The 12,308-nt window shown below is 65.3% G+C and carries 11 protein-coding genes; 3 read left to right on the forward strand and 8 right to left on the reverse strand.

Annotated features, from left to right (window positions below; all coding sequences use genetic code 11):
* Positions 1–79 precede the first annotated feature (79 nt).
* The 7 genes from ACQR03_RS00110 to ACQR03_RS00140 form a co-directional block, all read right to left on the reverse strand.
* Positions 80–790: a DUF1028 domain-containing protein gene (locus ACQR03_RS00110; protein WP_315754705.1), complete on the reverse strand. Its 711-nt coding sequence runs from the start codon at positions 788–790 to the stop codon at positions 80–82.
* Positions 791–803: 13 nt separating this feature from the next.
* Entirely contained in the window at positions 804–2,606 is a 1,803-nt protein-coding gene (locus ACQR03_RS00115; protein WP_315754703.1) for a gamma-glutamyltransferase family protein, read from the reverse strand.
* Positions 2,607–2,654: 48 nt separating this feature from the next.
* Positions 2,655–3,650 carry an ABC transporter ATP-binding protein gene (locus ACQR03_RS00120; protein WP_315754701.1) on the reverse strand — a complete coding sequence of 332 codons (996 nt, stop codon included), beginning with the start codon at positions 3,648–3,650 and terminating at the stop codon, positions 2,655–2,657.
* Positions 3,647–4,630: an ABC transporter ATP-binding protein gene (locus ACQR03_RS00125; protein WP_316225133.1), complete on the reverse strand. Its 984-nt coding sequence runs from the start codon at positions 4,628–4,630 to the stop codon at positions 3,647–3,649. The genes ACQR03_RS00120 and ACQR03_RS00125 overlap by 4 nt, the downstream gene beginning before the upstream one ends.
* 34 nt (positions 4,631–4,664) lie before the next feature.
* Positions 4,665–5,627 (reverse strand): ABC transporter permease, encoded by a 963-nt coding sequence (locus tag ACQR03_RS00130; RefSeq protein WP_316202282.1) that lies wholly within the window; start codon positions 5,625–5,627, stop codon positions 4,665–4,667.
* A 2-nt stretch (positions 5,628–5,629) separates the two neighbouring features.
* Positions 5,630–6,610, reverse strand: coding sequence for an ABC transporter permease (locus ACQR03_RS00135; protein ID WP_316225135.1), 981 nt, complete (start codon positions 6,608–6,610; stop codon positions 5,630–5,632).
* 108 nt (positions 6,611–6,718) lie between these two features.
* Entirely contained in the window at positions 6,719–8,314 is a 1,596-nt protein-coding gene (locus ACQR03_RS00140) for an ABC transporter substrate-binding protein (RefSeq protein WP_316225137.1), read from the reverse strand.
* Positions 8,315–8,841: 527 nt separating this feature from the next.
* On the opposite strand from ACQR03_RS00140, the gene ACQR03_RS00145 reads away from it, so the two are divergent.
* Positions 8,842–9,102 (forward strand): DUF6489 family protein, encoded by a 261-nt coding sequence (locus ACQR03_RS00145; protein WP_315715763.1) that lies wholly within the window; start codon positions 8,842–8,844, stop codon positions 9,100–9,102.
* A 140-nt stretch (positions 9,103–9,242) separates the two neighbouring features.
* Positions 9,243–10,247, forward strand: a complete 1,005-nt coding sequence (locus ACQR03_RS00150) for an alpha/beta fold hydrolase (RefSeq protein WP_316225139.1) — start codon at positions 9,243–9,245, stop codon at positions 10,245–10,247.
* Positions 10,248–10,346: 99 nt separating this feature from the next.
* Here ACQR03_RS00150 and ACQR03_RS00155 read toward each other — a convergent pair whose 3' ends face one another.
* On the reverse strand, positions 10,347–11,267 hold the full coding sequence (locus ACQR03_RS00155; protein ID WP_316225141.1) for an alpha/beta fold hydrolase: 921 nt from the start codon (positions 11,265–11,267) through the stop codon (positions 10,347–10,349).
* Between the two features lie 146 nt (positions 11,268–11,413).
* Here ACQR03_RS00155 and ACQR03_RS00160 point away from each other — a divergent pair, with 146 nt between their 5' ends.
* On the forward strand, positions 11,414–12,187 hold the full coding sequence (locus tag ACQR03_RS00160; protein WP_315715827.1) for a hypothetical protein: 774 nt from the start codon (positions 11,414–11,416) through the stop codon (positions 12,185–12,187).
* Positions 12,188–12,308: the final 121 nt, after the last annotated feature.

Genomic DNA, 12,308 nt, shown 5'->3' on the forward strand with positions numbered 1-12,308 from the left:
GATGTCCCTCACGCGAATGCAGCCTGCGTTGTTGCACTATCAATACCAACCCCGATCACGCGCCGTCCTTCCGGCTCGGTCATGTCTGGTTCGCGAGCGCGGCGGCGATGCCGGCATCAATCGTGGCGCGATCCGTAATCCCTGCCGGATTGTCGCGCGTCGGCATGAACTGCCGGAACACGGCCCAATGCTTGCGGCTAACGCCCTCCAGTCGTTCGAGCTCTGCCAGCGGATCGGGGTGATCATCGACACGCAGATCGAGCTCGGACCATTCCTCCTTGCCGTGGACCAGAAGAGCGGCCGACTGTTTGCCGCGCTTGTCACCGCCGGCGGCCTCGCCGGCCTTCATGGCTGCGATCAGACGCTCCGCGAAGGGCAGGGCGTGGCTGGCGATAAACGCGTTCGCGGTTTCGTTCAGCACCTGCGGGCCGGCCAGCATGTTGCCGGCAATCGAAAAGCCACGGCCTTCGAGATGGCCGCACCAGTCGATGCAGTCGCGGCCGGTGTGGGCGGCAATCTGGCCGTTGTGATCGAGGACGTGGAGCTGGCGGCTCTCGCGGCCGGGATCGGCAGATGTCAGCAGTTGCACGATCTCGCGCGGATGCCGGCCGTCGCGCAGTAGCGTGACGCCGTCGATGCCGTAATAGGGATTGACCAGCGCCTGTGTGGCGATGCCGCCGTGGCCGGCGACGATGAAGGGCACGCGCGCGCCGACGGCGAAGAAGCGGGTGGCGACGGCGATGCCGATCCGGCCGGTGAGATCGTCCTTGGCAATGATCGACCAGGTCATCGGCGTCTCGCTGTCATCGTCCGGCGGCGTAGCCCTGCATGCCCCGTGGATTGGCCGCGGCGCGGCGGCGGCGGCCGACGCGTGATGCGGCCGTGAGCCGGCCTTCCGACCAGTCCGGCCCGACCTCGACGACATGGCCGCGACGGCGCAACTCCTCGACGGTCGCCTTGGGCACGCGGCCCTCGACCACGAGCACGCCGGGGCGCGCGGTGCGCGGCCAGAACGAGATCGGGAAATGCTCGGAGTGCCACGCCGGCGCGTCGATCGACTCTTGCAGGTTCATGCCGGCATGGACGTGGCGCAGGAAGAACTGCGTGTTCCACTGGTCCTGCTGGTCGCCGCCGGGCGAACCCCAGGCCACATAAGGCTCGCCGTCGCGCAGCGCCATGGTCGGCGACAGCGTGGTGCGCGGACGCTTGCCCGGCACCAGCGCGGCCGGATGATCCTCCTCCAGCCAGAACATCTGCGCGCGCGTCCCCAGGCAGAATCCGAGTTCGGGAATGACGGGCGAGGATTGCAGCCAGCCGCCGGAGGGCGTCGCCGAGATCATGTTGCCGTCCCGGTCGATGATGTCGAAATGCACGGTGTCGCCGCGCACCTCGCCGAAGCGGCCGACGGTCGGCTCGCCCGAGCCCATTGCGCCGACGGCCTCGCGGCGGCCTTGGGCCTCGCGCAACTTCACCTTGGCGCCGTAGCCGTCGAGCGTGCCGGGACGCAGCTCGAGCGAGGCCTTGTCGGTGATCAGCTTGCGGCGCTCGTCGTTGTAGGCATCCGACAGCAGCGTCTCGATCGGGATGTCGGCGAAAGCAGGATCGCCGTAGAAGGCCTCGCGATCGGCGAAGGCGAGCTTCGCGGCTTCGATCTGCCAATGAATGAAATCGGGACCCGTCGGATCGAGGCCGTCGAGCGCAAAGCCCTTGAGCAGCGCGAGCTGCTGCAGCAGCACCGGGCCCTGGCTCCAGACGCCGGCCTTGCACACGGTGTAGCGGCCGTACTGATAGGTCAGCGGTGCCTCGATGGTCGGCTGCCAGCGCGCCATGTCGTCGGCTGTCAGCACGCCCTTGTGGCGCGAACCCGAGACGTCCATCACTTCCTGCGTCCGGCAGAAGCGGTCGATAGCCTCGGCGACGAAGCCCTGCGACCAGGCCTTGCGCGCGCGCTCGATCTGCGCGTCGCGATCAGCACCCGCGCTTTCGCCTTCACTCAGGAGGCGTGCGTAGGTTTCCGCGAGCTGTGGATTGGTGAACAGCGTGCCCGGCCTCGGCACCTCGCCATTGGGCAGATAGAGCGCGGCCGAGGTCGGCCAATGCGTCTTGAACAGCTGCTCCACGGTCTGGATCGTCGCCGAGATGCGCTCGACAAGCGGATAGCCGTCGCGCGCGTAGGAAATCGCCGGCTCCAGCACGTCGCGCAGCCGCATCGTGCCGTAGTCGCGCAGCAGCAGCATCCAGGACTCGAACGTGCCGGGCACGCAGGCCGCGAGCAGGCCGGTGCCGGGCACCATGTCGAGGCCTTCGTTCTTGTAGTGCGCGATGGTGGCGCCTGATGGCGCCGGGCCCTGGCCGCAGATCACCTCGGTGCGCCCGCGCCTGACGTCGTGCAGGATGATCGGCACGTCGCCGCCGGGGCCGTTCAAATGCGGCTCCACCACCTGCAGGGTGAAGGCCGCCGCGACGCCGGCATCGAAGGCGTTGCCGCCGCGCTCCAGCATCGCCATACCCACCGCGGTGGCGAGCCAGTGCGTGGAGGTGACGACGCCGAAGGTGCCGTCGATCTCGGGGCGGGTCGTGAAGGGATCGGGGTTGATGAAGCTCATGTGACTTTCATTCTGATGATCGGTCCGTCCGCACCACGACTCGTTGCCTCATGCAGGAACGGCCGCGCTCGCCGGCTGGTTCACCGCATGGCAGGCCACGCCGCCGATGAGTTCGGGCGACTGCTGCCGACAGAGATCGAATGCAAGGGGACAGCGTGGGTTGAAGGTGCAGCCCGAGGGCGGATTGATCGGGTTCGGGATCTCGCCTCTGACCGGAATGCGCTGGCGGCCGGACATCGACAGGTCCGGCACTGCGCCGAGCAGCATCTTGGTGTAGGGCATGCGCGGGTCGCTGAACAGCGTGCGGCCATCGGCGATCTCGACGATGCGGCCGAGATACATCACGCCGATGCGGCTCGCCATGTGGCGGACGACTGCGAGATTGTGGCTGATGAACAGATAGGTCAGGCCGAACTTGTCCTGCAAATCGCGCATCAGATTGAGGATCTGCGCCTGCACGGAGACGTCGAGCGCCGAGGTCGGCTCATCGCAGACGATGAACTCGGCCTCGGAGGCGAGCGCGCGCGCGATGGCGATGCGCTGACGCTGCCCGCCAGAGAATTCGTGCGGGAATTTCTGGCCGTCGTCGGGATGCAGGCCGACCAGCGTCAGCAACTCGCCGACGCGGTCCTTGATCTGGCGCTCACCCTCGATGATGTCAAAGGCGCGGATCGGCTCGGCGATGATGCTATCGACGCGGAAGCGCGGATTGAGGCTCGCGTAAGGATCCTGGAACACCATCTGGATGCGGCGGCGCAGCTTGCGCCGCACCTGGGCCTGGCGCGCTTCGCTCATCGACACGCCGTCGATGATGACCTCGCCCGACGTCGGCGCCAGCAGCCCGACCACCATGCGCGCGACCGTGGTCTTGCCAGAACCGGATTCGCCGACCAGCGCGAAGGTCTCGCCCTTCCTGATGCCGAAGCTGACGCCGTCGACCGCCTTCAGGAACTCCTGCGGCTGACGCTCGATCACGCGGTTGAGCCAGGGTTTCGAGACGTCGAAGACCCGGCGCAGGTTCTTGACCTCGACGAAATCAGTCATGCCGCGGTCTCCGTCGCGCGATCGTACAGATGACAGGCGACGGCCTGCGTGCCCTGGCGCAGCGGCTCCGGCCGGTCGACGCGGCAGCGGTCGAAGGCGAAGCTGCAGCGCGGATTGAACGAGCAGCCGGGCGGGATCGCGGACAGTCGCGGCATCGAGCCTGGGATCTGCACCAGCCGCTTCTCCTCGCCCGCGAGCGTCGGGATCGCGCCCATCAGCCCCTTGGCGTAGGGGTGCAGCGGGTTGTTGATCACCTCCTGCACCGGGCCGATCTCGGCGACGCGGCCGGCATACATCACGGCGACGCGGTCGCAGGTCTCGGCGATCACGCCCATGTCGTGGGTCACCAGCATCACGGCGGTGCCGTGGTCGCGGCCGAGCCGCTTGATCAGCGAGATGATTTGCGCCTGCACGGAGACGTCCAGCGCGGTGGTCGGCTCGTCTGCGATGATCAGCTCCGGCTCGGCGCACAGCGCCAGCGCGATCACGACGCGCTGGCGCATGCCGCCGGAGAATTCGTGCGGATAGCCGTCGATGCGCTTCTCGGGCGCCGATATGCCGACCTCGGCGAGCAGGTCGATGGCTCGCTTGCGCGCCTGCTGCTCGGTGAGGTTGGTGTGGGTCCTGATGGTCTCGATGATCTGGTCGCCGACGCGATACAGCGGATTGAGCGAGGTCAGCGGATCCTGGAAGATCATGCCGATGCGCTTGCCGCGCACCTTGCGCATCTCCTCCGGGGGCAGGTTGTCGATCCGCAGGCCGGAGAGCTCAATCTCTCCGCCGGAGATGCGGCCCGGAGGATCGATCAGGCCGATCACGGCAAGGCCGGTGACGGATTTGCCGGCACCGGATTCGCCGACGACGCCGAGCACCTCGCCCTTGGCGATGTCGTAGGAGACGCCGTCGATCGCGCGCAGGGTGCCGCGCCGGGTCGCGAACTCGACCTGCAGGTTGCGCACGGACAGAACGGGGGCGGTCATGAGCTCAAGCCTCGGAAGGACGCATTCACGCGGGTCATCGCAGTTTCGGGTTGAGGGCGTCGCGCAGCCAGTCGCCGAGTAGATTGATGGCGAGGATCAGTCCGGCCAAAGCGATGCCGGGGAAGGCGACGATCCACCATTCGCCGGCGAACAGATAGTTGTTGCCGATCCGGATCAGGGTCCCGAGCGACGGCATCGTTTCGGGCATGCCGGAGCCGAGGAACGACAAGGTCGCCTCGGTGATGATCGCCAGCGCGAGGTTGATGGTGGCGATCACCAGCACGGGACCGGTGGTGTTGGGCAGCACGTGGCGCAGCATGATGACGGGCGCGGGCAGGCCGATCAGTTGTGCTGCGGCGACGTAATCCTTGTTCTTCTCGACCAGCACCGAGCTGCGCACCGTGCGCGCATATTGCACCCAGAAGGAGAGGCCGATCGCCAGCACGAGCACGACCAGCATGCTGAGCCAGTCCAGCCGGTTGCCGGATACGGACTTGGCGATGCCGTTGACCAGCAGCGCGATCAGGATCGGCGGAAAGGTGAGCTGGACGTCGGCGATGCGCATGATCACGGTGTCGACCCGGCCGCCGAAATAGCCCGCGATGAGTCCGAGGCCAATGCCGAGCGCACCGGAAAAGGCGACGCCGAGAATGCCGACCAGGAGCGAGATGCGCAGGCCGTAGAGGATGGCCGAGAGCACGTCACGGCCCTGCTCGTCGGTGCCGAGCAAGAACGGGCTCTGTCCGTCGGCGGTCCATAGCGGCGAAATCCGCGAATTCAACAGCTGCAACTGGGCCGGGTCGAACGGGTTCTGCGGCGACAGCAGCGGCGCGAAGATCGCCAGCAGGAAGAACAGCAGCGTGATCACGGCCGCGGCAACCGTCAGCTTGGAGCGGCGGAACGAGTAGAACAGGTCGCTCGCAAGCGCACGCTTCAGCCATCCGTCGGCGCGCGGCGTCTCGACGGGCGTGGGGTGGGGAAGGGCTGCGTCGCTCATGATCAGGCCGGACGGCTGATGGTCGCGCGCAGGCGCGGATCGACCACGGTGTAGAGGATATCAACCACGAGATTGATGGTGACGAAGATCAGCGACACCATCATCAGGTAGGCCGCCATGATCGGGATGTCGACATTCTGCACCGCCTGCACGAACAACAGGCCCATGCCCGGCCATTGGAACACCTGCTCGGTGATGATCGAGAACGCGATCACCGAGCCGAACTGCAGGCCGACCACGGTGATCACCGGCACCAGCGTGTTGCGCAGGGCATGGCCGAAATGAATCGCGCGCGTGGTCAGCCCACGGGCTCGAGCGAAGCGGATGTAGTCGGTGCGCAGCACCTCGAGCATCTCGGCGCGAACCAGCCGCATGATCAAGGTCATCTGGAACAGGCCGAGCGTGATGGAGGGCATGATCAGCGCCTTCCAGCCGGAGACGGTGAACAGGCCCGATGTCCACCAGCCGAACCTGACGGTGTCGCCGCGGCCGAACGACGGCAGCCAGCCCAGCGTGACCGAGAACAGGTAGATCAGGAGGATGCCGATCAGGAATGTCGGCAGGGAGATGCCGATCAGCGACAGCATCTGAAACAGCTTGGCGAGCAGGGAGTCGCGGTGCAGCGCCGAGAACACGCCCATCAGGATGCCGAAGAACAGCGCCAGGATCGTCGCGCAGACCGCGAGCTCCAAGGTGGCCGGCATGCGCTCCTTGAGCAGATCGGAGACCGGCTGCCGGAACTGATAGGAGACGCCGAACTTGAACTGCGCCGCGTCGAACAGATAGCGACCGAACTGCACGATGAAGGGATCGTCGAGCCCGAGCGACTGACGGATGCTGGCCCGTTCCGCGGCCGACGCGTCGATCGGCACGATCTGGCTCACCGGGTCTCCGGCGAAGCGGAACATGGCGAACGCGATGATTCCGACGGCGATCATGACGCCGATGGCCTGCATTGCTCGGCGAAGCGCGAAGGCGAGCATCTGATCCTTTCAGGTCCTTCGAGATGCGGCGGCGCGTAGCACCTGCCGCAGGAAATGAAAAGTCCCGAAAAGCAGTTCTGCTTTCCGGGACTTGTCGTTGCGTCTGGACTACTCGGTCTTGGTGGCGAGGAACAGCAGCACGGCGTTGTCGGCGCGCAGCGGAATCTTCACCTTCTTCGAGACGCCCCAGGCCACCGCCTGCTGATGCAGCGGGATGTAGCCGTAATCCTTGATGCCGATCTCGAAGGCCTGCTTGATCAGTTGATTGCGCTTGGCGGTATCGGTCTCGACCAGGACCTTGTCGGTCAGGGCGTCGAACTCCTTGTTGCAGTAATTGCCGAGATTGGCCTCGCCCCGGGTCGGGTCCTTGGCATCGTCACGGCAGCCCATGATGTCGTGCATCACGTTGTGCGCGTCCATCGAGGAGGGCGTCCAGCCGAGCAGGAAGAACGAGGTGTTGTAGCCGCCGGGCTTCAGCACCTTGGCGAAGTACTGCGCCTTGGGCTGGGCGTTCAGGTTCACCTTGACCCCGATGCGGGCGAGCATGCCGACCACGGCCTGGCAGATCGCGGCGTCGTTGACGTAGCGGTCGTTCGGGCAATCCATGCCGACCTCGAAGCCGTCGGGATAGCCGGCCTCGGTCAGCAGCTTCTTGGCGGCGTCCGGATCATATTTCGGCCGGGTGAAGTCCTTCGACAGCGCATAGAGCTGCGGGGCGATCATCAGCGCCGACGGGGTCGAGAGGCCGCGCATGACGCGGGTCTTGATCAGCTCGACGTCGATCGCCTTGTAGAAGGCCTCGCGGACGCGGACGTCCTTGAACGGGTTCTTGCCCTTGACGTTGGAGTACAAGAGCTCGTCGCGCGTCTCGTCCATGCCAAGGAAGATCGTGCGCAGCTCCGGTCCCTTCAGGACCTGGGCATTCGGGCTGGAATCGACGCGGCCGATATCCTGCACCGGGACCGGCTCGATGACGTCGACCTCGCCGGACAGCAGCGCGGCGACGCGCGTGGCGTCGGAGGCGATGGTGGTGAACACGATCTCCTTGAGATTGTGCTCGGGCTTGCCCCACCAGTTCGGATTGACCTTGAACACGGTCTTCACACCGGGCTGATGGCTCTCGATGATGAAGGGGCCGGTGCCGTTCTCATGCAGCGCGGCGTAGCTCGGCGTGGTTGCCGACACCGGCGTCGGCGCGACCGAGTTGTTGTCCTCGCACCACTTCTTGCTCATGATGTACCACGTATCCCATTGCGAGATCAGGATGGGATTGGGGGCATCGAGCTTCACGTCGACGGTGTAGTCGTCGACCTTGATGAATTTTGCGTCCGGCGGAACGTTGGAGAGGAAGTTGGAACCGGTGGCGCGCACGCGATCGGCGGAGAAGATCACGTCGTCGGCGGTGAAGGGTTCGCCATTGTGGAACTTGACGCCCTTGCGCAGATGGAAACGCCAGCGGGTCGGCTCGGGCGTTTCCCAGCTCTCGGCCAGCGCGGGGATGATCTTCAGATCCTTGTCGCGCGCGGTCAGCCCCTCATAGACGTGAGCATGGTGCGCAATCGTGGTCGATTCCTTGAAGGTGTAGGGATCGAGCGATTTCAGGGTGCCCTGGTTGGCATAGCGCAGGGTCTGGGCCGAAGCTGGCATGACGGCGAGGCCGAATGCGACCGCTGCCGCGATGAGCAGGGATTTGCGTCCCGACATATGTCCAAATTCTCCGCGTTTGACGCTTGGTTTTTCGGCAGGCGCGATTGTGTCCGGCCTGTTTTTGCTTCGAAGTTCGTGTTGTCTGCAGCGCCTCTTGCACGAACTTCAAGAAGCAACAAGACGCCGGGCGATATGCTTGCAAGTCTGATGCCGCGCCGGAATGAACTGATCCCGTTGGCTCTGGCCTGGCGGTGCGTCGTACGACCCGCGGCAGATCGATCCGAATATGTTGCCAGAGTTCAGCGGCGGCACACAAGTGCAGTTTGTTTAAGCCTAAACGATATGGTTATCCCCCCGCCGCCGCTGTGCGGCGCACGCGAGCGGCGGCTTCCGGGATGGGGCTGAGGGCTCGCCGGATTGACCATGTCCCGGGAATTGCGCACCTGCAGCAACGCGCCGCTTGCTAGAGGGGGGCCGGCGCGGTGATACTGGACACCCCCTGCCGCGAGTCCGGGATGGTCTTCCTGGTGAAGGGAGCCCGGCCCCGGGGCTCGCGTCGGGATGGTTCGAACAGCGGAGCGGACATGAAAGTCAATATCGAGATCGATTGCACACCGCTCGAAGCGCGGCAGTTTTTCGGACTTCCCGATGTCGGTCCGATGCAGGCTGCGGTCATGGACCGGCTGCAGAACCAGATGACGAGCAACATCGACAAGCTCACGCCCGAAGCCATCATGCAGAGCTGGTTCACGTTCGATCCCCGCTTGGCCGAACGGTTTCAGGACCTGATGCTGACCATGACAGGCCTCGGCGGCAGCCGCTCGAACGACAAGAAGTCGGCCTGACGCGGCCGACGGCCGCACGGATTACGCTTGCGCGGAACTCCGAAGGGACGTGTGGCGTGACGTCACGGCATGGAGCAGGCTCCATGCCGGCGCCGAAGACCGGTCGAAAAAGACCGGCTGAACACTTCAGGGGAGGACGCATGACCGATCCGTCTTGGATGCCGGCGCTGCAGTTCGCGACGACCAACGGCATCCGCATGGGCTATTACGAGGCGGGCCCCGTCAGCGACCGGCCGCCGATGATCCTCTGCCACGGCTGGCCGGAGCTGGCCTTCTCCTGGCGGCATCAGATCAAGGCGCTGGCCGAGGCCGGCATCCGGGTCATCGCACCCGATCAGCGCGGCTATGGCGCGACCGACCGGCCGGAGCCGGTCGAGGCCTATGACCTCGAGCATCTTACCGCCGACCTCGTCGGCCTGCTCGATCATCTGAAGATCGACAAGGCGATCTTCGTCGGTCACGATTGGGGCGGCTTCGTCGTCTGGCAGATGCCGCTGCGATACCCCGACCGGGTCGCGGGCGTGGTCGGCATCAACACGCCGCATCTGCCGCGCGCGCCCGCCGATCCCATCGCCATCATGCGCAAGCGGTTCGGCGACATGATGTACATCGTGCAGTTCCAGGATCCCGCACGCGAGCCGGACCGCATCTTCGGCAGCCGTGTCGAGGAGACCTTCGATGCCTTCATGCGCAAGCCGCTGCCGCGCAGCGATACGCCGCCGACGGAGCCGCCGGACGGCGGGATCGCAGCCTCGCCATCGCTCAACCTGGCGTTCCCGCAGATGATCGCAGCCTATGACGCCGCCAAGGACACGCGGCAGCCGATCCTGTCGGAGGCGGAGAAGCAGGTGTTCGTCGACACCTTCACGCGCACCGGCTTCACCGGCGGCATCAATTGGTATCGCAACATGACGCGCAACTGGCAGCGCGCCGAAGGGCTCGATCAAACGGTGCGCGTGCCGTCGCTGATGATCATGGCGGAGAACGACGCCGTGCTGCCGCCCTCGGCCGCCGACGGCATGGAGAAGCTGGTGCCGGACCTGGAGAAACATCTCGTCCGCGACAGCGGCCATTGGACGCAGCAGGAGCAGCCCGCGGAGGTCAGCGCCAAGCTGATCGAATGGCGGCGGCGACGGTTCGGTTGAAGAACGGCCGAGGCAGATTGCACGTCCGAGTGAGAGGCTGCGGCCGAGCCAAACAACAACAGATGTCGTCAAGCCTGCCGACGCAGCGCGTCGGCTCTCCTACGCCGCCTGCGCATTCGCGCCGTGCGCGTGCTCGGCGATCGCGTCGATGATCTGCGGCCACATCGGCCGCGGAGTAGCGTGACCCATGCCGTCGATCATCAGGAGCTTGGCATTCGGAATCGACTCCGCCGTGTCCTTGCCGGCGGTGGGATGGACCAGCGGGTCGACCTTGCCGTGGATCACGAGTGTCGGCGCCGTCACCAGATGCAGCCGCGGCTTGCGGCTGCCGGAGGCCAGGATCGCGCGCAACTGACGCCCGACGCCGGCGGGATTGATGCCGCGCGCGAAGCAGCGTTCGGCGAGCGCCACGTCATTTGCCTCGTCCTCGGGAAATGAGCCGACGCGCAGCGCCTTCCAGGTCTTCTGGAAGCGCTTGATGTACTCGTCCTTGGTCTTCGGCGGCGGTGCCATCAACAGCATCGCGACCTCGCGCGTCGGCGGCGGGATGCGCGGATTGCCGGTCGTCGACATGATCGACGTCAGCGAGCGCACGCGATGCGGAAAGGAGATCGCGATCTCCTGCGCGATCATGCCGCCCATCGACGCGCCGACCAGATGCGCCGACTTGATGTCGAGCGCGTCCATCAGGCCGACCGTGTCCTTGGCCATGTCGAGCAGCTTGTAGGGCGCGGAGACGGGAATGTTGAAGAAGCGCAGCTTGATCAGCTCGAACGGCGTCAGCCGGCGGCCGCCATGCAGCTTGCTCGACTGGCCGATGTCGCGGTTGTCGAAGCGGATCACGCGGAAGCCGCGGCTTGCGAGCTGTTCGCAGAACTCGTCGTACCAGATGATCATCTGCCCGCCGAGGCCCATGATCAGCATGAGGGGAGGGGCCGCCGGGTCGCCGAAGATCTCGTAGCAGATGTCGATACCGTTGGCGCGCACAGTCTGCGGCGGCTGATGAGCAGTTGCAGTCACTTGATCCCTCGTTCAAGGCCTTGGAACCCTCTATGGCATGGTTCTGTTGGTTGAGAGAAGCAAGCTACAAGTTCTCCCGCATCGCAGCGAAGGCGTGCTATGATAAGTTGTGTTTGAGTCTTGTATTGGTCTGAAGGAGCGTGCCGATGGCGAACAAAGCTGGCGACCCGATCGCATTCTGGCAGCAGATGGTCGGAGAGATGCAGAAGAGCTTCAGCGCCTTCACGCGGCTGCGCCCGATGGGTGTGACGCCCCGTCCATCCTCCGACGGTCCCGCAACTGGTTCAGGAAACGGACAGAAGCCCATGGTTGATCTGATGGAAAACTATTTCGCCGGCATGAACGTGCCGAGCCGTGGTCAGCTCACCGCCTTGAATGAGCGGCTCGCCTCCATCGAGGGCGAGCTGGCGGAGACACGGGTGTTGTTGAAGGAGCTGCTGGCTTCCGCGCAGGTGCCCGCGACGACGCCCGCCGATCTCGCTCCGCAATTGAACGAGATCAGGAGCGTGCTGGATTCGCTTCTCTCCGCGTCCAAGGCGCCGGCGCCAGTCGTGGCGCCGCCGCGCGACGTCACGCCGGACTTGAAGGGGATCAAGGACTTGCTCAACGAGCTTCTTGCCGCGACCAAGGCTCCGCAACCGGCGGCAAAATCCGCCGTCGACGTCACGCCCCAGTTGAGCGAGATCAAAGCATTGCTCGACCGGACGCTGAACGCTGCCAAAGCACCCGATCCGTCACCGACAGTCGCGATCGAGGCAGAGTTGCGCGAGATCCGGGCCATGCTCGACACGTTGATGAAGCCGTCTCAGCCCGTCGACGCCGCGCCCAAGGCTGATGAGGCGGCTCCAAAGCCGGCCGAGCCGGCCCGGTCGGGGAAGAACCGCAACAAAAAGCACGGCGGCGCCCCTGCCGAGCACTGAGGTTCACCCGAACGTTCCGACGTGCGGCGGGTCGCTCAGCGGTTGCCAGTTCTTTCCTCCCATCCCGGGATGGTGCGTTGCAACATTTATGTTGCGTTGCACCATTCAGAATGATATAGCT

The sequence above is a fragment of the Bradyrhizobium sp. HKCCYLS3070 genome (assembly GCF_051167575.1).
Taxonomy (GTDB): domain Bacteria; phylum Pseudomonadota; class Alphaproteobacteria; order Rhizobiales; family Xanthobacteraceae; genus Bradyrhizobium.